A 24,999-nucleotide genomic window follows, 5' to 3' on the forward strand; every position below is an offset into this window, starting at 1 on the left:
ATCAAATAAATACCTATTATTCCTAGTAAAACAAGAGGCCAAGTCTTGTTGTTTTTCTTATTGTCTGTAATAATATCCTCCTAATTCTTTGGCCTTGGGCCAAAATACTGGTAGTAATCTACCTTCTCACCGCCGTTGTAGAGCTTTCTCTTCTTGGAAAGCTTCCTTTTAAAGTTTCTATCGAATTTCTCATCAGCTGTTACAAAATACAAGGACCAGGTGTCAAGCTTCATAAACTTATTATTTATCTTCTTATAAATTTCTCCCAAATCCATATCTGATAATCTCAGACCGTAGGGAGGATTTGCTATCAATACACCGTAGTCGTCCCTTGATACGGCAACAGAACCTATATCTCTTTTGACAAAGGCTATGTCTTCCTCAACACCAGCGTTTAGGGCGTTGTTCTTGGCAAGGCTTATGGCCCTACCAGATATATCAGAGCCTAGGATATGAAGCTTAGTAGAATAATCTATCCTTCCCAAAGCTTCTTTCTTTTCATTCTCGTAGATAGATTTGTCCATAAAGACGAAGTGCCTAAAGTCGAAGTCCCTATCAATACCTGGTGCTATGTTACGAGCCTTCCTCGCTGCCTCGATTAGGATTGTCCCCGACCCGCAGAAGGGATCAAGGAGGAACCTATCAGGATTATAGAAAGAAAGATCTACTAGGGCTGCCGCAAGATTTTCCCTAAGGGGAGCCTTGACAGAATCCTCCCTATAGCCTCTCTTGTGAAGGCCATCACCTGATGTATCGATTGTAACTGTAGCAATATTTCTATTGACCATGACTTCAATTCCTACCCTCTCCCCTGATTTAGGGAAGGTCGAAATCTTAAATTTTTTCCTCAAAGAATCGATAATTGCCTTTTCTGTGATAGATTGGATTGACCTTAGGGCGAAAAGCTTGGACTTATAGGTCCTGGCGTTTACTATAAAGTTACTTTCCTTTCGCAGATAATCAGTCCAGTTGATCCTTTTAATATTTTCAAAAAGCTCATCAAAAGAAGTCGCCTTAAACTCATCTAGGACAAGATAGACCCTATCTGCACATCTAAGATTAATATTTAGTTTTCCTATGTCAGAAAGTTCGCCTGAAAGAGTAATCATCCCGTCGCTTACAGAAAAATCCTCGAAGCCTAAATCAATAAGCTCCCTCTTGACTAGAGCCTCCAAGCCAAAACTTGTTGTAATTATAATTTTTTCCATGCTTATATTATAACTGATTTTATCTATTTTTCATCTTTATTATAATCTTTTATAGAAAATATAAAATCTATTATTTCTTTTGATAAAGAGGGGTTTGATAGACCTTGATAAAAATTGAAATTTCCTATATAAATGGAAATTACCTAGCCAAAGAATAGACGTGTAAGAAAGACATATTACTCATTCTAGATATTTAAGAGATGTCTCGACTAACGCTCGACATAAGGGAAGTTGTATCTCAACATAAGGGACGTGGACTTCGCTCGACGGTAAGTATAATTAATAGATCTCTCGACAAGCTCGAGATGCCACCTTCGGTGTCAGTTTTCGGATTCAGAACAAGCCCGTCCGGCTCATGGAGAACAAGCCCGTCCGGCACATTTCATCAGTTCGCTACGCTCACTGCGACAATTCCATTACACATAAGTGGGATGGTCTGTAAGCAAGGTTTATATGAGTCAATTAGGCGACTCTTCTATATAATATAAATCTTATCTAGTAATGAAGAGAGTAAATGTTTATACTTCTCTTAACCTTCTCCTCAAATATTTCCACAAAAAAGGCGGTGGTAGAATTTAATCTACTTCATCGCCTAAGTTTTTATATTTAGTCCTTGATCATTGGGTCGTGGCCTGTGTTGTCTGGATCTACTGCAAGGTCTGTCTCGTAGTCTTCTGCCCTTCCCTTAATTTCTATTTCTATGGCTTCTTCCACAGCTCTTAGGATATTTTCGTAGCCTGTGCACCTGCACATATTTCCCGCAAGAAGTCTCCTTAGCTCAGCTCTCTCGTATCTTTTTCCCCTTGATACGATTTCTGTAGCGGTAATTATAAATCCTGGTGTACAAAAACCGCATTGGACTGCCGCTTGGTCGATGAAGGCTTGTTGGATGATTGAAATCGAACCGTCATCTGCTACCAGACCTTCTGTTGTCCAGATATCTTTTCCTTCAGCCCAGATTGCAAGATAAAGACAAGAGTCCACGCTTTCTCCGTCTATTAGGACAGAACATGCTCCACATTCTCCTACTTCACAGCCCTTTTTTACAGAAGTAAGACCGAAGTCGTTTCTTAGAAAGTCTGTTAAGCTTGCCCTTACATCTACCATTTTTTCTACAGGGATGCCATTAATAGTGCATTTTACCCTCTTGTAGTTAGGCTTTTGATAGCTTAGTTTGACTCTTTGTGGAGCAAATGGACCGTATTCTCTAGAGTGTTTAGTCTTCATCGTCTTCTCCTTTGTATTCTTCTAGGCTTTCTTTTAGATTTCTCCTACATATTTCGTAAAGGATTTGGGTACGGAGGGCCTTGCTCGCTCTCCAAGAGTTTCTTGGGGAAAGCTCTTCTAGGGCAAGTTTGGCAAAGGCTGTGATATTTTCATCATCTAATTTTTTTCCTATAAATTCTTCCTCAGCCTTGTAGACTCTTACAGGAACTGTAGATGCTACCCCGTAGCAGGCCTTGATTTTTTCGATTTTTCCCTCATCGTCGACCTTAACCATAGTCGCACAAGAGCTTGTCGCTATATCCATAGCGTTTCTCATGGCGTACTTGAAGTATTTTCCAGAATAGCCCTCGTAGTTTTCCTTCTTTATAGTAAAGCTTTTGACAAATTCATTTGGCTTTAGGTCAACTTGGCCCAGACCTATATAAAAGTCTGTAATTGGCATTGTTCTTTCGCCTTCTGCACTTACTATATTTACTAAGGCGTCTAGGCAAAATAACATAGGGGCGGAGTCAGCTGAAGGAGCAGCATTACATACATTTCCCCCGATTGTCGCAGCATTTCTAAGCTGTGGGCCTCCTGCTGTAAGGACGGCCTTTCCTAGTTGGTATATGTTTTCTTTTATAATTGGGTTATCTGCTATGTGGGTGAAGGTCGCCATAGCTCCGATTTCTATAGAGCCTTCTTCATCTATTGATATTTGACTTAATTCATCTATTAGATGGATTGATAAGAGTTTTGGTGATTCGATCGATCCTTCTCTTAGCTTGACTAAGACATCTGTCCCACCTGCTATGATTTTAAGCTCAGGATCTTCATTTAATAACTTTGCCGCTTCTTCTACGGAGTAGGCCTCTTTTATTTCTTTGATATCGTACATTTATCCCTCCTTATAAATCATTGTCTATGAGTCCATTTTCCTTAAATAATGGGAAGAGTACGTGTGGGGTCATAGGAATCTTGTTTACTGAAATTCCAGTCGCATTTAGGACCGCATTTCTTATAGCTGGCGCTGGGGAGCATGTTGGTGGCTCACCCAGAGACTTGGTGTGGTAAGGAGAAGTTGGTTCTGGGTTTTCTATAAAGTAAACTTCAAACTCTGGCGTATCCGCAATCGTACCTAGCTTGTAGTCTAGGAGGTTGTTGTTTAGGATTCTTCCCTTATCATTGTATTTCATCTCCTCCGTTAGGGCGTAGCCTACTGCCATACTCATTCCTCCGTGGGCCTGGGCCTCGGCAAGTTGTGGATTGATTATATTTCCAGCATCGTGGACATTAATAAGCTTAACTACTTCAACCTTTGCAAGATCTATGTCGACTTTGACTTCGGCAAAGCTTGCCCCAAAGGAGAAGGCATTGGTCCTGATTGTGTGGGTTGTCTCTGCTGTGATGTGTTGGTTTTCAGTCTTTAGGGTGTAGAGAGACTCTGTAGCGAGCTCTTCCATAGTAAGAAGCTTCCTGCCGTCAGTTTTCCTAACTATAGTTGAATCTACTATATCGAGATTGTTTGGTGTAATTCTCGTCTGTAGATAGGCTTGGTCTAGGATTTTTTCCTTTAATTCCTTGGCAGTTTTTGTAATAGAAAAGCTTGCCATGTATGTTTGACGAGAGGCATAAGCTCCAAGACCGAATGGAGATACGTCCGTATCTTGAGTTGATATGATATGGATATCCTCTATCCTCATGCCAAGTGAATCTGCTGCCATTTGGGTAAAGGCAGTATCAGCTCCCTGGCCAATTTCTGTTTCAGGTAGTTGGATTTGAACAGACCCATCCTCATTAACTATCATCCTACAAGAGGAAGACTCTAGGGAAATTGGGAATACTCCAGTGTTATACCAATAGACAGCACAACCTATTCCGTATCTGATATTTCCTGTTTGGTTTTTGTATTTTTCCTTCTTAGCGTAGTAGTCAATGGCTTCTGCTCCCTTTTCTAGGCAGTCTCTGAAGGAATCGTAATAGTTTTCATTGTGAGAGAAAGGATCTACGTAGCCTTTTGGCATGACATTTCTAAGCTTAAGCTCTAGTGGATCCATGCCTAGGGCCTTGGCCACATCGTCGTGGTGGGCTTCGTAGGCAAACATGGCTTGAGGGATACCGTAACCTCTCATAGCCCCTCCTGCTGGAAGGTTGGTATAGATTGAGTAGGCATCTCCCTTGATATTCTCACAAGGATAGAGTTGGTGGAAGCAGTTTAATCCCTTAGCGGCTATAGAGTGACCGTGGGATGCGTAGGCTCCTCCATTGGAGTAAGTTTCTACTCTTCTTGCTACATAATCACCGTTTTTTCTGACGTAAGATTCTATGTGAATTTTCATAGCGTGTCTTGTTCTAGTTGAAACGAAAGTCTCTTCTCTTGATGGGAGAAGCTTAACAGGATGACCTCCAACTTGGGTTGTGAGGAAGGCACAAAGTGGCTCGTACAAGGCATCTTGCTTGTTGCCGAATCCTCCCCCTATGTATGGTTTGATAACTCTAATCTTTCCCCAACCAAGCCCTAGGGCTTGGCCGACAACTCTTCTTATAATGTGAGGGATTTGGGTTGAGGCAACTACTACAATCTTGCCTGATTTTTCATAGGCATATACATCTGGATTTTCCAAATGGGCGTGGGATATTATAGGTGTTTCATAATCTCCAACTACCTTGATAAGTCCTTCTTCCTTGATAGCTTCTTCGAAGTCTCCCCTGTTATTTGTAGTATGTTTTAGGATATTGTCAGGGCTTTCCTCATGGATTGGAACCTTAACATCCTTGATTGAATCGAGGGCGTCAAAGTTTGCAGGATATTCCTCATACTCGACTACAATTTTCTTTAGGGCCTGTTTGCAAGCTACTTCATCACGGGCGATTACAACCGCCACATCGTCTCCGTAATATCTAACATGCTCATTGAGTAGGAGCCTGTCAGCTACGTCTTGGTGGTCCTTTTCGGTAGACCAAGGGTGACCTGCTGTTGGGAATTGAATCTTTGGCACGTCAAAACAAGTTACTATCTTGACAACACCTGGAACCTTCATGGCTTCTTTTGTATCTATACTTAAAACCTTGCCGTGTGCTATAGTTGAATGGTAGATCTTCGCTGTGTATGCGTCCTTTGGAACGAGGTCTTCGGTAAACTTTGCCCTACCTGTAACCTTGTCAAAAGCATCTACTCTCTTGATTTTTTTGCCTACGTACATATTCTTTCCTTTCTATTACTTACGACTATTTACAAATAATATATCATATTTTAGGATAAATTAATAGTTTAGGCCACAAAAATACTCCCAAACCATATATGATTTGGAAGTATATAGATTAATTTTCTTTTTGCTTTTCTTCCCTTTCCTTTGGAAGGACAAGACTCATTACTATAGCTATAACAAATACGTTAGCTACTGGGTTTGATGAGAAAATATCTCTAAAGAGAGCTGGAAGTTGTTGGTAGATTTCTGGAATTTGGGTAAAACCAATTCCAATACTCAAGGATAGGGCTGCTATGGTAGTATTTCTTTGGCTAAAGCCGCAATCAGCGATCATTCCTATACCGCTTACCACGATTGAACCAAACATCATTATAGTACATCCTCCAAGAACTGGTTCTGGTAGAGTTGCAAATAGAGCACCGATTTTAGGGAAAAGTCCCGCAAGGATTAAGGTAAGAGCACCAAACATTATAGTAAATCTGTTGACTACCTTAGTCATTGCTACAAGGCCAACGTTTTGGCTAAAGGATGTGATTGGAGCACAGCCAAAAAGACCAGAAACGGCACTTAGGAAACCATCACAAGCAAGAGATCCTTGGATTTCTCTTTCAGTAATATCACGACCCAGACCACCAGCACAAACTGCAGTGGTATCTCCAATAGTTTCTGCCGCAGATACCAAAAATACAACAACCATGGAGATAATCGCGCTTAGGTTAAATTGTGGTTTGAAAGGCATAAACTTAGGTATGGAGAAGAAACTTGCCTCGGCAATTGGAGAGAAATCAACCATGCCCATAAAGACTGCTATTATGTAACCAACTATAAGACCAAATAGAACAGAAAGTTGTTTCCAAAAGCCCTTAGCTAAAGAATTAAAGGATAAACAAGAAATTAAAGTAATAGTTCCAAGAAGAAGATTCCTAGTAGAACCAAAATCACTAGCCCCATTGCCACCACCAAAAGATGCTGCACCGACGCTTAATAGAGAAAAACCAATCGCTGTAACAATACAAGCTGAAACAATTGGCGCTATAAACTTCCTCCAGTATTTTGCAAGAAGACCCAAGGTCCCTTCTATAATACCGCCGACAATGATTGCTCCAATCATAGTTTCGTAGTTAAAATTAGTAGAAACATAAATTAATGATGCCAAAAAAGTAAAACTTACCCCCATGATAACTGGAAGTCTAGAACCAATTTTCCATACTGGGTAAAGCTGAATAAGAGATCCAAGACCTGCTATGAACATAGCATTTTGGATAAGAGATGCTAGGTCAATATCAAGATCAGGATTTGCCGCTGTTGCTGCCCCTACGACAATAATAATTGGCGCAAGATTTGCAACAAACATAGCCAAGACATGCTGGATACCAAAAGGAATTGCCTTGGCTATAGGAACCTTGCCATCAAGTTGGTAAATATTGTCAATACTTACACTAGAATTTGTATCAGATTTCATAGAATCCTCCCTTTCGTTTTCTATATGAATAATTGTATCACAAAATATTTTACTGTAAAATATTTATTCTATTAAAAATCAAAAGGAAGAAGCCTCGTATAATTTTAGGCTAATTTAGATTATAAAAATAATATTCGCTCTTAAAAATAAGCAAAGAAAAACGCCACTTTCATGGCGCTAGAGTGTAGACAAAGCAACTTCAATCGTAATTTATTTTATCGTTAAGTTACCCTTATCTCGACTAAGAGAGTGAAACGAACGCATGGAGAGATCTCACTAGATTTCTCCGCTCACTCCGTTCGGTCGAAATAAGGGTTATTTTGATTTTGTCTACAGTCTGAACGCCACTTTCATGGCGATTTTCTATTATTCCTTATCCATCATTTCTCTTTCACGTTCTTCTTCTTCGATAGTCTTCTTTGGAAGAATTATATTTAGGAAGAAAACTACAAGAGTTGAAAGAACTACAGGTGAAGAGATAAATATCATTCTAAACCATTCTGGGAATTGTTCGATTGCTACTGGGTTTACCTGGGTGATTCCCATACCTAGTGCGATTGCAAGTCCTGTTATTGTTACATTTCTCACACTCATCTCATCAGATGTGATAAGTCTCATTCCACTCATAGTGATTTGGGCAAATACTGTTACTGTCGCTCCACCTATTACAGCTTGAGGTACAGAAAGCATTAGAGCACCAAACTTTGGAATAAATCCTGCTATAAGTATCATAGTAGCAGTAATCTTAAGCACGTGTCTTGAAACAACCTTTGTTAGGGACACTATACCAACGTTTTGTGAATAAGATGCTGTAGGAAGTCCTCCAAAGAAGGCTGATACCATATTTGTAAGACCGTAGCCCTTGATTCCGCCCTCAAGTTCCTTCTCTGTTGGTTGTCTATCAAGTCCACCTGTTGTGGTAGAAGAGAAGTCTCCTACTGCCTGGATGGAGTTTACTGTAAACATAACCGCCATTGTGATACAAGCATCTAGGTGGAAGTCTAGGCTAAATGGCATAACTTTTGGGATTGTAAGCCAAGCTGCATCAGATAGCTTAGAGAAATCCACTATACCAAAGGCAAGAGATGCAATGTAGCCTGCTACGATTCCTATAAGGATTGCAGAAAGCTTTACAAGACCCTTACCAAACATATTACAAATAAGAACAACTGCAAGAGTGATGAAGGCTACTATCCAATAGACCATAGCTCCTTGGTTAGGGTTTCCATTTCCTCCTGCCATGTAGTTTAGGGCAACTGAGTAGAGAGAAAGACCTATTGTAAGAACAACTGTTCCCGATACCATTGGTGGGAAGTATTTGTAGAGTCTTTTGATATTCATTCCAACAAGGAAGGCTATTACACCACCTACTATCTGGGAGGCAAAGACTGCTCCTATACCGTATTTGACTGCAACTGAGTTAATTACAGGTATATAGGCAAAGGATACTCCCATTACCATAGGAAGCCTTGATCCAAGTCCAAGTTTAACTATTGGGTAAAGTTGAAGGAAGGTAGCAAGGGCTGCTACAAACATTCCTGCTTGGATAAGATAAATTGACTCTGCCGCTGTTAGGGCATGCTCAGTATTAGCCAAAGTATTTGTCAAAACGATTGCAGGCAGGGTATTTCCTACGATCATTGCCAACAAATGCTGAAGGGCTATGGGGAAGGCCTTCTTAAATTCAGGCTTGCCATCAAGGTCAAACAATGACTTTGAGACAGCTTGATTAGTATTTTTTTCCATAATTTCTCCTTAAGTATATTATGTATTTCCAATCCAGCCTAAAGTTTAGGCCAGATTGCTTTTGCTCTTTGTCTTGATTTTTCGTGGATTGCTTTTTGATCGACTGTCTTAATTTTCCTATCAGCCATTACTACTTTGCCGTTTATTATAGAATCTGTTACACATTTTCCACTTAGGCCGAAAAGGACGTGGCCTGGCCAGTTTTCTTTTTCTAAAGGAGTTATCGGATCATAGTCTAGGGCTATGATATCAGCGTAGGCTCCTTCTTCGATTCTTCCTACTGGCCTTTTGAGGTATCTTTCCATAATCTTTGGATTGTTCTCAAATTGCATCTTGATAGCTTCGGCAAAGCCCTTGGTTGGGTCATGGTTTTCGTGAGTGATGAAAACCTTGGCCACCTTCATTGACTCAAACATGTCGTTGGTGTAGGCATCTGTCCCAAGACCTAAAAGTATTTCCTTCTCAAGCATCCTTACAGTTGGAGGAGCTCCCACGGCATTATTCATATTGCTTTCCGGATTGAATACTGCCATGGTATTTTTCTCTTTTAGGATATCCATCTCTCTTTCGTTGATGTGGACGTTGTGAATAGAAAGAGTCTTGTCGTTAAAGATTCCGTAGGCATCGAGCCTATCTACGATTCTCTTCCCACTCATCTTTACTGTTTCCCACTCATCTTCTATGCCTTCGGCTATGTGAACATGGTAGCCAGAATTGACCTCTTCCATGGCCTTTTGGCATTTTGCTAGGGTCTCATCTGATAGGGTGAAGGAAGCGTGGAGGCCAAAGAGAGCACTTAGCATATCGTCTCTTTTTTCTGCTTCCTTAATCCAGTTTATGTTTTCAGCAATTCCTAGGTCTCTTTTGTCCATCCCGTCCCTGTCGGATACTTCATAGCAGAGGCTTGCTCTAATTCCAAGATCTGTCGCAGCATCTGCCATAGTAGATAGAGATCCTTCTATAGCATTTGGTCCTGAGTGGTGGTCTATAATAGTTGTCACCCCGTTTTGAACTGACTCCATAAAGGTAGTTAGGGCATTTAGCTTCACATCTTCTAGGGTAAGTTCCTTATCTAGGGCCCACCAGAGGTTTTCTAAGACGTTAAAGAAGTTATCAGTTGGCTTTGATACGCTCATCCCTCTCGCATAGGCAGAATAGGCGTGGGAGTGAGCACATATTAGGCCTGGCATAACAAGCTTATCAGAAAAATCTAGGACCTCTTCGTCTGGATTTTCTCCCTTTATCTTATCAAAATCTCCTATTTCCTTTATGATATTTTCCTCTATAAGGATTGCCGCATCCTCGTAGAAGTTGTTAGCCTTATCGTTGGTAATAATGGTCTTTGCCTTAATTATCATAATTTCTCCTTATAGGTAGTAGCTGTATCTTTCTTCTAGGGCCTTGATTAGTTTCTTGTAGGCTTCGCTGATTCTTTCATCAGAAGGGTCTGCCTCGATAACGTTTTTGTTTTCAAGTCTAATCTTATAATTGCCCGAACCTGTCCTAAATATTCCACTTTGCTCAGACATATCGAAGTCGTCTTCTCTTATGAAAACTGTAAATTTATCCTTGTAAGGAGCACCATCATGTGGGCAGAAGCTTTCGCAGTTTCCACATTCGTTGCAGAGTCCGTCAAGGTGGATGGTCTGTCTTTTATTCCTAAAGCCTTCGACAACTATAGCGACATTGGCCCTATTTGGACAAACTTCGGTACATATCTCACAAATCTTATCGCAAGATAAGCATCTTGATGCGTCTTTGTCCTTGGCTGGCTCAAGGTAACCACGTCTTTCGATTATCGAATCAAGTGATTTTTCATAGGAGACTTCTATAAAGTCATTTTCGAGATTTTCTTTTCTTAGAATATCCTTGGCTATAACTTTTGCATCCCCTATTGCATTTACAATTGACTTTCTTCCCTTAGTGATATCTCCTGCAAGGTAGACGTTTTCAATATTGGTCTCATTTGTAGGAAGAAGGTGGACTTTCTTGTCGACCTTTATACCAGATGCCTTGAGTTTCTCGTAATCTGTCTTACTTCCTGTAGCTATTATAATATATTGGTAGGTCTTTTTTAGCTCTTCCAGGTCAAGGTCTAGGTCTGTGTTAAGCTCATAGTCTAGTCCTATTTTTTCGGCAAGTCTTATATCTTTTTCTATAGCTTCATCTGAGACAAGCTCATTTGCGTAGCCATATAGTCTGTCGGACTTTTCGATAACTTTAGCTTCTAGGCCGTTTCTTCTAAGGAAGATTCCTGCTGCAAGTCCTCCAGGTCCTCCTCCTATGATTAGGGCCTTGGCGGAAGTCTTGATTGGACTTACTTCGATTTCTTCTATATATTTATCGTAGTAAGTATCTGTTACTTCTTTTTTGACATCTCTAATATTTACACCAGCTTCATAGTCAACCCTGGTACAAGTTTTCTTGCAATATTCATAGCAGGTCTCTGATAATATCGCAGGAGCAGTATTATCTATTGCTATAACTTCCATGGCCTTCTTGTAATCGCCAACTTCTGCAAAATGAAGGTAGGCTGGAACTTGTTGGCCTATAGGACAGGCCGAATCCTTACAAGGTGCACTATAGCAATCTGTCATAGGAAGGTCACTCGCCCATTTTCTAGTCCTTAGTCTAAGCTTAGGGTTTTTGGCATAAAGGTCATTAGACTTAAGACTTGATACAAGATTTCTTAATTTTTCGTTATCTATTCCATCATAAGCTCTTCCCAGAAGTCCCTCGCATTTTTGGGCAAGATCTTTCATCCTATAGTAGCCACCTGGCTTGAGTAGGGTTGTGGAAACTGTGATTGGCTGGTTAAAAATTTCAAATATTTCTTCTATATTTAGTCCATCAGCTCCACCGCAGTAGCTCATAGGAAGCTTTCCATCAAAGGCTTCTGATAATTTCAAGGCTGCAGATATAGTTAATGGAAGAAGGGACCTTCCTGACATGTACATGTCTTCACTAGGCAGTTCTCCCCTTTTTTGTATAACTGGGAAGGTATTTGATAGCTTACAACCAAAGACTAGGTCATTTTCCTTAGCAAGGTCTAAAAGCCTTGTAAATATTTCTATGGATTCATCAAAACCAAGGTCATAATCAAACTGTGCCTTGTCAAAGTCTATGTACTTGTAGCCCAATTCATCTAGGATATTTCTAGCATAGTCATAGCCAACTAGGGTTGGATTACACTTCACAAAGGTATTGAGTCCCTTTTCCTCAATCAGATAGGCAGCAATCTCTTCGATTTCTCCTGCTGGAGTTCCGTGCATGGTAGAAAGAGTCATAGAATTACAGATCTTACCGTCTATTTTTTCTATATCTTCTATACTAACGTTTTCAAACTTGTCTATATTATCCTTAAGATATTTGATCGAATCCTTAAAGACTTCCGTATCACTCGCATCCATCAAGGAATTGATAAATCCGTCTACCTTTTCTGACTTGATTCCTTCAAGATTATATCCTACTGACATATTAAGGACAAAGTCCTTATCATCAGACAAGCCAAACTCCTTGGCGAGAACCCTTATAGCAAGTTCTGCCTTTATGTACTCACTTGCTGCATCTTCTATCTTAAGCTCTGTGGACCACTCGCAATTGTAGGCCTCATCTTCTGAATTGATACATGGTTTTGGAATAGCTGCCATTAGCTCTTCCCCATCCATGATCTGGCAGGTCTTAAGCTCCATATATCTTCCGCCTACTAGATAGGAAGCTATGAGATTTTGGGCAAGCTGAGTGTGAGGTCCCGCAGCAGGTCCTACAGCAGATCCAAGCTCATCGCCAAAAACTGTCCTTAGGCTTTTATTAGTTTTATTTTTATAAAATTTCTCTTTGGCAATAGAAAATACACTTCCCTCATTCTTGTATTCCGCAAGGGCCCATTCTATAAGCTTCGGAAATTCTATCGCTCTCATATATTCACTCATACTCAATCCTTCCTATAAAGAAAAACCCATACAATTCTTTCAATCATATGGGTTTGTCCTCTATCCGATCCAAGTTCCAGTCGCACCATTTAGGGCGTCTTTTGCATTTTCTAGACTTGTTATTACTGCTTCTCTTCCCTGTTTACTAGTTACAAACTCCAAGGCTGCTTCTACCTTTGGTAGCATAGAGCCCTTGGCAAATTGTCCTTCTGCTATATATTTTTCTGCTTCTTCGACAGATAAGCTATCGAGGTCCTCTTGGTTTTCCTTACCGAAATTAATGGCAACTTTTTCTACTGCAGTAAGAATTACCAAGACATCACAATCAACAAGCTCTGCGAGTTTAGCTGATGAGAAGTCCTTATCTATAACAGCATCGACACCGACATACTCGTCATTTTGTCTGATAACTGGAATACCTCCACCGCCTGCTGCTATTACCACACAACCTGCATCACTTAGGGTTGTGATGGCTCTTTTTTCTACTATATCGACAGGCTTAGGACTTGCAACAACACGTCTATATCCTCTTCCTGCATCTTCCTTCATCACAAAGCCTTTTTCCTCTTCTAGGGCCTTGGCTTCACTTTCGCTGTAGAAATCGCCAATTGGCTTTGTTGGATTGGAAAATGCTGGGTCCATTTCATCAACCATAACTTGGCTTACCAGACTTACGACTGGATTATCAATAACTTCTTTAATAAATTCATTTTCAAGAGCATTTTGCAAATGATAGCCAATGTAGCCTTGGCTCATAGCTCCACACTCAGGAAATGGCATAAAAGGTATCTTGTCATTTGCCTCTGCTCCTGCACTCATGGCGAGATTTATCATCCCAACTTGTGGTCCGTTGCCGTGGCAAATTATAACCTTATAATCTTCCTTAACAAGCCCTGCAATAGCAGAAGCTGTTGTCTTTACTGCTTCCTTCTGCTCTGAAGGAGTATTGCCCAAAGCATTACCCCCTAGAGCTACTAATATTTTCTTACTCATCAAATTTCCTTTTAATAAATTTACCGTAACCTTGCTTTCCTAAGTATTCTCCATCTTTAAGTATAAAGTTACCCCTACATAAAACTGTAGAAACTTCATAATCTGAGTTCATACCTTCGTAAGTTGTATAATCTACAATTGAATGTCTATTATCTTGTTTTATAGTATATTCTTTTTCATCTAGCACTATTATATCGGCATCTGCTCCTGGTATTATATTCCCCTTCCTAGGGTACAATCCGAATATTTTTGATGGATTTATCATTAAGACTTCTACAAGCCTTTCTAGTTCTATTCCTCTTCTTAAACCTTCAGTTATAATTAGCTCTACTCTTTCTTCAACTCCTGGAACTCCTCCTGGACATGTCATAAAGTTATCTTTATGAGGCAACTTTTCTTTCTCGTAGAAGAATGGACAATGGTCAGTAGCAACTACATCTACATCACCGTTTCTAATGCCTTCCCATAAAAAATCTTGGTCAGATTGCTTTCTTAATGGTGGTGCCATTATATATTTAATAGCTTCCTCATTTCCACCATCTATATATTTGCTTTCATTAAGCATTAAGTATTGGGTACATGTTTCACAGAAAAGGTTTTTAACTCCTCTTTTCCTAGCTTTTATTATTTCCCTTAGTCCTAATTCAGTTGAAGTATGAACTATATACAATTTCGGAAAACCAGCAATTTCTGATAGGTATATTAGTCTATTAATTGCTTCCGCTTCAGTTTCTGCTGGTCTAGTTTTTGCATGATAAATAGGATCTAAATTTCCTTGTTCTTCCGCTTCCTCTCTCAATTCCTGAATTGAACCATCATTTTCACAATGAATACATATTATGGTTCCTGTTTCTTTAGCTTTTTTTAGAATTTTTAAGATTTCTGCATCATTTAATTTTCCACCATAGGTAGTGTAAATCTTTTCAGATACAATCCCATCATTAATATGAAGATGCTCAATTTGCTTTAGAGTTTCATCTCTCGCATCTTGTACTGCACCATGAAAAGAATAATCTATTATAGCTTTGTTATTCGCTAATTCATGATAATGTTCAATCATTTCAGAAACATAGCTTTCCTTTGGTCCGAAAGCAATGTGATCTACAATACAAGTTGTTCCGCCATGTGCTGCTGCTCTAGTGCCTGTATGGAAATCATCAACAGCTACATATTCTCCTAAATCTAAAGACATATGAGTATGAACATCAATTCCACCAGGCAAAACTAACTTATTCTCAGCATCATAGATTTCACTGTCCTTTTCATCTAAATTATTACCAATAGCTTCAATTTTCTCATTGTTAATCTTTATATCTGTAATATTACTACCTAATAAATTCGCATTTTTTATAATTAAAGACATATCTTTCTCCAAGTCATTTATTTTCTAATTAATTTAATATAAATGTAGTATAACGCCCCAGTAGCTACTACGCCAAATACATATGCGTTATTAAATATCCAAGATAAACTATCTACAAATCTGCCTGCAAATATAAGTAATGTCATAGCTAAGAACAATATTATAACAGGTATATTCCAACCTTTACTATAGAAATATTTTCCACCATCTGTTCGGTATATATCTACAACATCAATCTCTGTTTTATAATCAAACAAATAAGCCACAAGATATATACCCGAAATAGGACCAATTAGAGCTCCTAGCAACTGTGTTACGTTGAAAATCAAATTATATGCACTTGAAAGAGAGTCCCATGGTCGAGCTAATAACGCTAAAATAGCTACCCCTATTGTTACAGTTTTATAATTGAATTTATTTTTTGTCAGTGTAGCTGCAATGTTAACTGGAGGTATTAAGTTTCCTGCAACATTAGTTGTTAATACGGCCATTATAAGAAAAATAGAGAAGATTATTCTTATCGCTACACTTGGAAAATGTCCAACTAATACTGCCGGTTCCCAAATTTCGTCTCCAAATGCCAGCAATCCACCTGCAGTACCACACATACCTACAAATGAAATATAGAAAGTCATTATAGGTGCACTTATTATCTGACCTAAACTTTGAGATTTTTGATCTACGCAGTGTCTAGTATAGTCAGGCATAGATAATGCTATACCACCATCGAAAGCAATCATTGCTGAAAGAGCTGGCCAAAATAATTTCCAAAAATCTACTTTAGGGTCTGCTTTTAATATTTCAACATTTAATAAATTATTTAAACTCCAATCGGCTGTTGACAATCCCCATATAATTACAATCAAACTGAGCACTATTAAAATAGGCGCTGAAATTCCTTCGAGTACTTTTACTGCTTTACTTCCAGATGCAGCAATATATACGTTCATTATCCAAAATATGATAAATGAAATAAATTGAGTAGTAAAACCCATATTTAGCCAATTTGGATATAAAGCACCAATAATAGTATAAACTGCTTGACCACCTATCCAGGCTTGTACTCCAAACCAAAAAACACCAAGAATCGCTCTGATAAGTGAAGGAAAGACAGTTCCCTTATTACCGAAAACGATTTTACTTAAGGTTGGATAAGTCATCCCGTATTTAGTTCCAAAATGTCCTAAAGCTATAGCTACTCCCATAACTATAGTGTGCCCTAGTACAACAGTAAATAATGCTTGTCCCCAACTCATACCTGAAACCAGCAAACCACTTGCAACTTGATAAACAGCGATAGATACTATCATACCAATCCAGAGATTGGCGATGTCTTTAGTTCGCCAATCTCTTTTATTTGATGGTATAGGAGCACTCATATCGTTATAGTCGTTTTTGTATTTATTGATTTCTTCTAAACCAGCATCGGTTAAATCAACAATATCACCTTTTTGTATTTGAGTGTTTTTTACATCCATTGTAAACTCCTATTAAATTATAATTAAATCTTTATTTATTCTCTTGTGTATAAACTAGTGGCAATGCTGCGTATACTGCAGCACAGGTTACTAGGTCTTGTTTAAATGTTACTTCGTTTGGTGCGTGGGCTTGGTCTTCTGCTCCTGGTCCAAATCCTATGGTTGGGATGTTGTGACGACCCATGATTGCAACACCGTTTGTTGAGAAAGTCCATTTGTCTGTTAGTGGACGAGCTGCTCTTTTTTCTTCTTCTTTTGCTATAGGAGGAGCAATTCTCTTATCTCCGTATAGGTTCTTGTAGGCATCTTCTAGGGCTTTTGTTACTTCGTGATCTTCTGGAATAACCCATGTTGGGAAGTATGCTTCTTGTTCATATTCTAGTCCTGTCCAGCTTGCTCTCTTGTAGTCATACATAGAAACTTTTGCACCGTGTTTTTTAACTGAAGGTAGATCTTCTATTTCCTTGATACAAGACTCCCAAGTTTCTCCTGCTGTCATTCTTCTGTCAAGTGAGATTGAACATGAGTCTGCTACTGCACATCTTGATGGAGATGTAAAGAAGATTTGGCTTGTTGTAACTGTTCCACGTCCTAGGAAGTTTGCTTCTTTGTATTCTGGGTTGTATTTTTCGTCAAGCATCTTTACTAGACCCTTGATTTCTACTGAATCGTCAGCTGGGTTTTCGTTAAGGGCTTCGATTTCTTTGAGGATGTCTGCCATCTTGTAGATTGCGTTGTCTCCTCTTTCTGGAGCTGATCCGTGACAAGATACTCCTTGTACGTCTACTCTCATCTCCATTCTTCCTCTTTGTCCTCTGTAGATTCCGCCGTCGGTTGGCTCTGTTGATACTACAAATTCTGGTTTGATTCCTTCTTTCTCGATCATGTATAGCCAGCAGTTTCCGTCACAGTCTTCTTCTTGAACTGTTCCTGTTACTAGAACTCTGTATTCGTCATTGAGATAGCCTAAGTCTTTTAGGATTTTTGCTCCGTATACTGCAGATACTGGTCCACCAAGTTGGTCAGATCCACCACGTCCACCTATAAGGTTATCGTCTTCGAATCCATCATATGGGTCGAATTCCCAGTTTTCGATGTTTCCGATTCCTACTGTATCTATATGACCGTCAAAAGCAATTTGCCTTTTTCCTTGGCCCATTTCACCGAGCACGTTTCCTTGACCATCAATCCAAGCCTTGTCGTAGCCAAGCTTTTCCATTTCTTCTTTTATTCTTTTAGCCTTGTCGCCTTCTTCACAAGATTCGCCTTTTAGCTTGATCAAATCTCTTAGGAAAGCTACCATGTCTTCTTTGTATTCTCCTGCTTTTTCTTTGATTGCATCAAAATCTATATTTTTAAATTCTGTCATTTCTACCTCTCTTATTTATCTATTCTCTTGTTTGCCTTATCAACTAATTCTCTTAGTTTTTCTTCTGGATTTTCGATCTTTTGTAGAAGGATCATTGCTGCTATGATGTATGGTTTGAAGCTTGCTTCTTTGTATAGAGGAACTCTATATCTATCAAATACTGATTCAGCTACTTCACCATGTTCTGCAGAAACTCCTGTGATATCTGCTGGTAGGCAGTGCATGTATAAAGCCTTACCGTCTTTGGTTAGCTCCATCATCTCTTCTGTACATTCCCAATCCATGTGCTCTTTGTTTTGTTCTAGTAGTCTTTGTTCTAGTTCGTCAATTCCCTTTTGGTCACCTTCGCCGTAGAGTTTTGTTCTCTCTTCCATAGCTGCGAATGGTGCCCAAGATTTTGGATATACTATGTCAGCATCCTTGAATGCATCTTCCATTGAGTTTGTAACTGTGAAGCTTCCACCGTATTCTTCAGCGTTTTTCTTAGCTATTTCTTCAACTTCTGGCATGATTTCGTATCCTTCTGGGTGAGCAAGAACCACGTCCATTCCAAGTCTTGTAAATAGACCTGAGATTCCTTGTGGAACTGATAGTGGTTTACCATATGATGGTGAGTAAGCCCAAGTCATTGCAACTTTCTTGCCCTTTAGGTTTTCGATTCCACCGAATTCGTGGATTACGTGGTTAAGGTCTGCCATAGCTTGTGTTGGGTGGTCAATATCACATTGGAGATTTACTAGAGTTGGTCTTTGTTCTAGAACTCCATCTTCGTGACCTTCTTTTACATATTCAGAGAAGTCTTTCATGTATTTGTAGCCTTTGCCGATATACATGTCATCTCTTATACCTACTACATCTGCCATGAATGAAATCATGTTTGCTGTTTCTTTTACTGTTTCACCGTGAGCGATTTGGCTCTTGCTTTCGTCAAGGTCTTGTACTTCAAGTCCTAGAAGATTACAAGCTGATGCGAATGAGAATCTAGTTCTTGTAGAGTTGTCTCTAAATAGTGAGATTCCAAGTCCTGAATCAAAGATTTTTGGAGAGATATTTTCTTCTCTCATAGCTCTGATTATATCAGCTGTCTTCCAGATTGCCTTTAGTTCGTCTTGTGATTTATCCCATGTATGGAAGAAGTCATCTTCAAATAGGTTTTCATAGTCAAGTTCACTTAGTTCGTCGATTAGTTTTTTGATGTCTGCTGTCATTTATTTCTCCTTTATTTTTCTTATCTTTGTATTGAGTATGTGTATTCTTCTTCGTTTGGATAGATTCCATCCCAAACTACTCTTCTGTAGTGAGCGTAGTCTGTATCCCCTTCTGTTGAGATTAGAAGGATTACTGAATTTTCGTCAAGCTTTAGGTCTTTTTTAATCTCTTCTAAATCTTTCCTTTGGAGGATTTCTGAGAGAGGACCCATGGTTGCTGCTCCACTTTCTCCTGAGATTATCTTCTTGTCGTCCTTTAAAGGATTGCCTAGAATTCTCATTCCTCTTGCTGCTGCCTTATCTGGAACTGATAGGAAGGCATCTGCATATGAGTGAAGTACTGGCCAGCCTACTGTTACAGGCTCACCGCAAGCAAGTCCTGCCATTATTGTATCCATCTTGCCAGTAACATTGTGGATCTTTCCATCATCTGCCTTAGCTGTGATGAAGTTACAGTTTGCTTTTTCTGGCTCTACTATAGTTATGAATGGCTTTTCTTCTCCCTCATATACTGAAGAGAAATATCCGGTAACTCCTGTTGCAAAAGAACCTACTCCGGCTTGAGCGAAGATGTGTGTTGGTTTAAGACCTGCTTCTTTTAGTTGGTCGTTACTTTCCTTAGCAAGGGTTGCATATCCTTCTATGATCCATGTTGGAATCTTCTCGTATCCTTCCCAAGCTGTATCTTGAACCATTACCCAACCTTTTTCCTCAGCGTTCTTATTGGCAAGACGAACGCAGTCATCGTAGTTGAGACCATCCATTATGTCGCATTCTGCTCCCAAGGCTCTGATGTTGTCACGTCTTTCTGTAGCTGATCCATCTGGCATGATTACCACGCATTTTTGCTTAAGTTGGTTGGCAGTCCAGGCTACTCCCCTACCGTGGTTTCCGTCTGTCGCTGTTACGAAGGTAATATCCCCAAGCTTTTCTCGCACTTCGTCTGAAATCATTTTCTCAAATGGTAATTCTTCGATATCAACTCCCAACTTATCAGCTATGTATTTTCCAATGGCAAATGATCCACCAAGTACCTTGAAGGCATTTAGACCAAATCTGTAAGATTCATCTTTTACGAAGATATCCTTTACACCAAATTGCTTGGCGAGGTTACTTAGTCTTACCAGTGGAGTTGGCTCATAATCAGGGAAACTCTCATGAAATTTTTGTGCAGTGTTAACAACTTCCTCATTGATAAAATCTAGGGAAGCCTTTTCTCTTTTACTAATATCATTTAGTACTATCTTATATTGTTCTTCCAAAATTACATCCTTTCGATTATTTCTCGATACATCCTTCACTTTGCCCTTATTCGGTATTTGCAAATTCTCTATCTTAAGCCATAATAATAAGTGGTATGTGATATATCACTATTATTATAGGACCTATTTCTGAGATTGTCAAATAAATATTAAACGATTTCATAGATATGTTATAATAATTATAGAAAGGTAGAAAAATGACAACACAAAAAGCTAATAAAATAAAAAGAACCTTCGTCAAAGACGAAGCTTACAATATACTTCACGATAAGATTATTTCTGGAGAGCTTACTCCTTACACCCAACTTAAGATCTCTGAGCTTTCCAAAGAACTTGGGATTTCACGAACTCCGGTAAGAGAAGCCATCCTTAGGCTAGAAAACGAAGATCTGGTTATAAGCAAGGCCAATCAATGGACTATGGTCGCTCCAATCAAGGTAGAAAGGCTAAGAGATATCTACCCCTTAGTCCTTGAGCTTGAAAGCTACGCCTTAAGGGAGAACTTCGATCATATCACAGATGAATTCATAGATGAGCTTGAGAAGATCAACAAGCAAATCAAGATGGAGCACATGAACGAAAATATTATGAGAGTAATCGAGCTTGATGATGACTTCCACGACCTAATAGTAGGACTTTCTCCAAACAAGGAAATCAAACCTATTATAGATAGGCTTAAGAAGAGGATCAAAAGATTCGAAATAGGCTTCTATCAGGCCAAGGACTCCCACAAGGCCCCATCGACTTACGACGAGCACCTAATCTTAATAGAAAGCCTCAGAAAAAGAGACCTAGATAAGTCCCTAGATGCCTTAAGGAAAAACTGGACTACGACTATTACAGATGAGTCAATAGAAAAAATCAGCAAGCTTTTAAATGTTGAAAAATAAAAAATTTGAAAACAATCAATAAATCATATGGAATTCCTATGCCCTCTTGCCATAAATCAAATACATAAGAACAATTTAAAAATGGGAGGGTAGAATAATGAAGTATTTCCAAAAACCTGCCCTTTAGTAAATAGATGCTAAGGGCGGGGTTTTTTGTATTTGAGGGAAAGTCTAGAAATTTAGAAAGAATAAAAGGGCTGTTAGCAAACTATGAATAATGATCACATCGCCATTAAAAATATATCTTAGGAAATTTAACCTCTCCCGGATGGTAGCCCAATTGATGCCTGCTTACTGATAGATGAAATTACCTCGCAGGCCCTTTGAAACTTCATTGTAAATTTTCTAACTAGGATTTATTCTTTCTACAAGAGCCCCTAGTCTTCTACTTAATGCTTGTCACAACCTGCGATTGTCTCAAGGCCGTGGAATAGAAAGGGCCTTATGATTTCAAAGTTCTCCCTACAAGCCTTGGGGCTTCCTGGGAAGTTTATGATTAAGCTCTTCCCCCTAATGCCTGCCACAGCTCTTGATAGATAGGCCATAGGAGTTATTTTTGCGGATTCATTCCTGATAGCTTCAACTATGCCGTCCGCTCTTTTTTCTATAACGGCAAGGCTTGCCTCGGGTGTGATGTCTCTTTGGCTAAAGCCTGTGCCTCCGCTGGTAAGTATTAGGGAAATTTCTTCATCAGTATAGGCTAATAATTTCTCCTTAATGCTTTCGAAATCATCTGCTACTATCTCATATTTTCTAACTTCTAGACCGAAATCTTCTAGTAATTCTACCAGGACCTTCCCGCTCTTATCCTCATAGACTCCAGAGCTTGCCCTGTCTGAAATCGTAAGCACTCCTGCCGTAAATCTCATAAGAGCCCTCCTTCCGCTATTTCTAGGAAGTCTTCTCTTTTTAGGTCGATCCCTGCAAAGACTCTAGGAAGGAAGAAGTCAAAGCTTGTAACCTTTGAGTGGATACTTGCCCCAGGCACTCCCATAAGATAGGTATCTCCTAACCTTGCGACCATAAGCATATTTCCTGGCTGCATAGGGATTCCTTGAACTATGACCTCTGCGTGAGTTTCTCTAATGGCTCTTGGAGTGATATCATCTGGGTCGACACTCATTCCTCCGGTAAATATCACAAGGTCCGCACCTTCCTCTTTAAATTTCTCGAAAGTAGCTACAAGCCTATCTTCATCATCTGGGAGGAATTCATATCCTAAAACTTCCGCCCCAAACTCAGCTAATTTCTCTCTAAGGACTGGCCTAAAGGCATCCTTGATCCTTCCATAATAGACCTCATCGCCAGTTATGATACATCCTACTTTAAGCTTTTTAAATTCCTTCACTTCAAATATAGGACCAGCTTCGAGAATCTCTTTGGCTCTTTCTACTTGACGTCTCTCGGTCCAGAGAGGAACGATCCTCGCTCCAGCAAGCCTGTCGCCTTCCTCTACCTTAGTGTAGGATTTCTTGCAAGTTATGGTATAATCTCCGATTTCGTTGATTTTTCTTAGAAGGGTCCTATCTATAACGAAAAGGCCCTTGACCTTGCTTGTAAGATTGATCTTTCCTTCACTTACATCAGAGGCTTCGATATTTGCACCAAAGAGATTGTCGGAAATTTCATCAATTGCGTCTTCTTCATGGACTTGGTCTTCTTCTAGCTCTCCTACATAGATATGATCCTTGCCGATATCTTTGAGGACTTCGATGTCAGATTCTTCGACTACATGCCCTTTCTTAAACAAGACACCCTTAAAGCCATCTTCCATAATCGCTGTAAAATCGTGGAGGAGAGGTAGGCCCACTGCATCTTCTACTCTAATTTTTTCTATCATATCCTATCCTTATCTCATCTTCTGGGTAGATCGTGCCTTCCTTCCTTACTATTGCAAAGATTCCTTCTGTTGGCATTATACATTCACCCGTTATGTTTCTAATCTCACAACCCTTGTGACATTCTTTTCCGATTTGAGTCACTTCAAGCTCGCATTCTCCAATAATGAGAAGTGTCCCTATAGGAAGGGTGTGAAGGCTAATCCCCTCTGTCATTATATTTTCTGCAAAGTCTCCCGGCTTTAGACTTGGGATTTTCTCCTTCATCTTCTCTAATGATTCCACGGCTAAGAGAGATACCTGCCTGTGCCAGTTTCCCGCATGGGCATCTCCCACTATTCCGTGGTTTTTCTTAAGTTCTATTTGAGGGACGGGGCTTTTGATCGTTCCCTTTTTCTCGCTTATATTAACCGATATAACTTTCATTCTTGTAATCTCCACTCTTGCCGCCAGTCTTTCTTAAAAGCTTGATCTCGCCAATTTCTATATCCTTCTGGACTGCCTTGCACATATCATAAATCGTAAGGGCAGCCACACTCGCCCCCGTAAGGGCCTCCATCTCGACTCCTGTCTTGGCATTAAGCTTTGCTGAAGTCCTAATCTCGATTGTATGAGTCTTATCATCCATAACAAAGTCGATTTCTATAGAAGTGAGATTGATGGGATGGCACATAGGAATCATATTGGCAGTGTTTTTGGCAGCCATGATTCCTGCGACCTTGGCGACAGTTAAGACATCTCCCTTTTCGATTTCTGAGTTTTGGACCATAGTGTAGGTCTTTTCATTTAAGAAGACCTTGGCAGTCGCTATAGCAAGCCTATCTGTCTCCTTTTTCTTCGATACGTCAACCATCCTCGCTCTTCCATTTTCATCCAAATGACTAAACTTATCCATCTATCCCCCTATAGAACTCATTGTTCGTACGCTTTCCGAGCCAAAATCACCTAGCCTGTGACTTTTGGGCTTCTTGTAAATAGTTTCTCCAATTAATTTCTTCTTTTCTTCAAAGCTTAGGCCCTTGATAGATATCTCCTCTCTCGAGTGCAGGCAGGCCTTAAGCTTCCCATCTGCAGTAAGCCTAATCCTATTGCAGTCCTTGCAGAACTTGTGGCTTAGGGGCGATATGAGACCGACCCTTCCCTTATGACCTTCTATGGCAAAAGTCCTCGCCACTCCGTCAAAGCCCAGGTCCTTTTTCCTATATCCATCGAGGATATGGAGATTTTCCTTGTAATTATTCCTATCAAAGTCAAGGTCCGCTCCGATTGGCATAAGCTCGATAAATCTTACTTCAATATCGTTATTTTCAGTAAGGGCTAGGAAATCTCCTATTTCCTTATCATTAAAGCCCTTGATTAAGACAATATTGACCTTAACCTTAAAGTCAAGTTCGATTGCCTTGAAGATAGTTCTTTTCACTTCTTCTAAGAGATCTGCTCCAGTTATTAGTTTAAATTTCTCCCTATCCAGGGTATCCAGGCTAAAGTTAATTCTAGAAATACCGTATTCCTTAAGGGACTCCAGCTTGTCATAAACCATAGACCCGTTTGTCGTTATGGCCAAGTCCTCTATCTCAGGTATCTGAGATAGCTTCTTTATAAGATCCATCACTCCTCGCCTTGCGAAAGGCTCGCCTCCAGTTAACCTAATCTTTCTAATACCAAGACCTGCCATAATCTGGGCTGTTTCTACTATCTCCTCGAAAGTTAGGATGTCCTCGTGACGAAGAAGCTTAATTCCATCTTCTCCCATGCAATATTTGCACCTGAAATTACACCTGTCGGTGACAGATATCCTAAGATATGAAATTTCTCTTCCAAATTGATCTTTCATA

General features: G+C 39.6%; 20 protein-coding genes. 1 reads left to right on the plus strand and 19 read right to left on the minus strand.

All coding sequences use genetic code 11. The features are described from left to right. Window positions 1–80: 80 nt before the first annotated feature. The 14 genes from APRE_RS07300 to dpaL form a co-directional block, all read right to left on the minus strand. Window positions 81–1,208 carry a THUMP domain-containing class I SAM-dependent RNA methyltransferase gene (locus tag APRE_RS07300; protein ID WP_015778342.1) on the minus strand — a complete coding sequence of 376 codons (1,128 nt, stop codon included), beginning with the start codon at window positions 1,206–1,208 and terminating at the stop codon, window positions 81–83. Window positions 1,209–1,814: 606 nt separating this feature from the next. Continuing rightward, complete coding sequence (xdhC, locus tag APRE_RS07305) at window positions 1,815–2,435, minus strand: xanthine dehydrogenase subunit XdhC (protein ID WP_015778343.1); 621 nt, start codon at window positions 2,433–2,435, stop codon at window positions 1,815–1,817. After that, window positions 2,425–3,312, minus strand: a complete 888-nt coding sequence (gene xdhB, locus APRE_RS07310; protein ID WP_015778344.1) for a xanthine dehydrogenase FAD-binding subunit XdhB — start codon at window positions 3,310–3,312, stop codon at window positions 2,425–2,427. The genes xdhC and xdhB overlap by 11 nt, the downstream gene beginning before the upstream one ends. Before the next feature lie 10 nt (window positions 3,313–3,322). Continuing rightward, window positions 3,323–5,617 (minus strand): xanthine dehydrogenase subunit XdhA, encoded by a 2,295-nt coding sequence (xdhA, locus tag APRE_RS07315; protein ID WP_015778345.1) that lies wholly within the window; start codon window positions 5,615–5,617, stop codon window positions 3,323–3,325. Between the two features lie 118 nt (window positions 5,618–5,735). After that, window positions 5,736–7,085, minus strand: coding sequence for a uracil-xanthine permease family protein (locus APRE_RS07320; RefSeq protein ID WP_015778346.1), 1,350 nt, complete (start codon window positions 7,083–7,085; stop codon window positions 5,736–5,738). A gap of 366 nt (window positions 7,086–7,451) precedes the next feature. Continuing rightward, the gene (locus APRE_RS07325) at window positions 7,452–8,831 is read right to left on the minus strand and encodes a uracil-xanthine permease family protein (protein WP_015778347.1); all 1,380 of its coding nucleotides are present in this window, start codon (window positions 8,829–8,831) and stop codon (window positions 7,452–7,454) included. A gap of 38 nt (window positions 8,832–8,869) precedes the next feature. Further along, window positions 8,870–10,189: a putative aminohydrolase SsnA gene (ssnA, locus tag APRE_RS07330; RefSeq protein ID WP_015778348.1), complete on the minus strand. Its 1,320-nt coding sequence runs from the start codon at window positions 10,187–10,189 to the stop codon at window positions 8,870–8,872. A 9-nt stretch (window positions 10,190–10,198) separates the two neighbouring features. Beyond that, window positions 10,199–12,763 (minus strand): FAD-dependent oxidoreductase, encoded by a 2,565-nt coding sequence (locus APRE_RS07335; protein ID WP_015778349.1) that lies wholly within the window; start codon window positions 12,761–12,763, stop codon window positions 10,199–10,201. A 60-nt stretch (window positions 12,764–12,823) separates the two neighbouring features. Further along, on the minus strand, window positions 12,824–13,756 hold the full coding sequence (gene arcC, locus APRE_RS07340) for a carbamate kinase (RefSeq protein WP_015778350.1): 933 nt from the start codon (window positions 13,754–13,756) through the stop codon (window positions 12,824–12,826). Next, window positions 13,749–15,119 carry a dihydropyrimidinase gene (hydA, locus tag APRE_RS07345; protein ID WP_015778351.1) on the minus strand — a complete coding sequence of 457 codons (1,371 nt, stop codon included), beginning with the start codon at window positions 15,117–15,119 and terminating at the stop codon, window positions 13,749–13,751. Before hydA ends, arcC begins: the two co-directional genes overlap by 8 nt. Window positions 15,120–15,136: 17 nt before the next feature. After that, complete coding sequence (locus APRE_RS07350; RefSeq protein ID WP_015778352.1) at window positions 15,137–16,597, minus strand: NCS1 family nucleobase:cation symporter-1; 1,461 nt, start codon at window positions 16,595–16,597, stop codon at window positions 15,137–15,139. A 31-nt stretch (window positions 16,598–16,628) separates the two neighbouring features. Next, window positions 16,629–17,966 (minus strand): YgeY family selenium metabolism-linked hydrolase, encoded by a 1,338-nt coding sequence (locus APRE_RS07355; RefSeq protein WP_015778353.1) that lies wholly within the window; start codon window positions 17,964–17,966, stop codon window positions 16,629–16,631. An 11-nt stretch (window positions 17,967–17,977) separates the two neighbouring features. Then, a complete protein-coding gene (ygeW, locus tag APRE_RS07360; RefSeq protein WP_015778354.1) occupies window positions 17,978–19,174 on the minus strand; it encodes a knotted carbamoyltransferase YgeW in 1,197 nt (398 codons plus the stop codon). A 20-nt stretch (window positions 19,175–19,194) separates the two neighbouring features. Next, on the minus strand, window positions 19,195–20,436 hold the full coding sequence (gene dpaL, locus APRE_RS07365; RefSeq protein WP_015778355.1) for a diaminopropionate ammonia-lyase: 1,242 nt from the start codon (window positions 20,434–20,436) through the stop codon (window positions 19,195–19,197). A 197-nt stretch (window positions 20,437–20,633) separates the two neighbouring features. On the opposite strand from dpaL, the gene APRE_RS07370 reads away from it, so the two are divergent. After that, window positions 20,634–21,326 carry a GntR family transcriptional regulator gene (locus APRE_RS07370; RefSeq protein WP_015778356.1) on the plus strand — a complete coding sequence of 231 codons (693 nt, stop codon included), beginning with the start codon at window positions 20,634–20,636 and terminating at the stop codon, window positions 21,324–21,326. Between the two features lie 389 nt (window positions 21,327–21,715). On the opposite strand, the gene APRE_RS07375 is transcribed toward APRE_RS07370, so the two are convergent. Genes APRE_RS07375 through moaA form a run of 5 tightly spaced genes read right to left on the minus strand, consistent with a single transcriptional unit; the run spans window position 21,716 to window position 24,998 of the window. Next, the gene (locus tag APRE_RS07375; protein WP_015778357.1) at window positions 21,716–22,195 is read right to left on the minus strand and encodes a MogA/MoaB family molybdenum cofactor biosynthesis protein; all 480 of its coding nucleotides are present in this window, start codon (window positions 22,193–22,195) and stop codon (window positions 21,716–21,718) included. After that, window positions 22,192–23,166 (minus strand): molybdopterin-binding protein, encoded by a 975-nt coding sequence (locus APRE_RS07380; RefSeq protein WP_015778358.1) that lies wholly within the window; start codon window positions 23,164–23,166, stop codon window positions 22,192–22,194. The genes APRE_RS07375 and APRE_RS07380 overlap by 4 nt, the downstream gene beginning before the upstream one ends. Next, the gene (locus tag APRE_RS07385; protein WP_015778359.1) at window positions 23,150–23,590 is read right to left on the minus strand and encodes an MOSC domain-containing protein; all 441 of its coding nucleotides are present in this window, start codon (window positions 23,588–23,590) and stop codon (window positions 23,150–23,152) included. Before APRE_RS07385 ends, APRE_RS07380 begins: the two co-directional genes overlap by 17 nt. Next, window positions 23,571–24,059, minus strand: coding sequence for a cyclic pyranopterin monophosphate synthase MoaC (gene moaC, locus APRE_RS07390; RefSeq protein WP_015778360.1), 489 nt, complete (start codon window positions 24,057–24,059; stop codon window positions 23,571–23,573). The genes APRE_RS07385 and moaC overlap by 20 nt, the downstream gene beginning before the upstream one ends. After that, complete coding sequence (moaA, locus tag APRE_RS07395; RefSeq protein ID WP_015778361.1) at window positions 24,060–24,998, minus strand: GTP 3',8-cyclase MoaA; 939 nt, start codon at window positions 24,996–24,998, stop codon at window positions 24,060–24,062. Window position 24,999: the final 1 nt, after the last annotated feature.

It is taken from the genome of Anaerococcus prevotii DSM 20548 (genome assembly GCF_000024105.1).
GTDB classification, from domain to species: domain Bacteria; phylum Bacillota; class Clostridia; order Tissierellales; family Peptoniphilaceae; genus Anaerococcus; species Anaerococcus prevotii.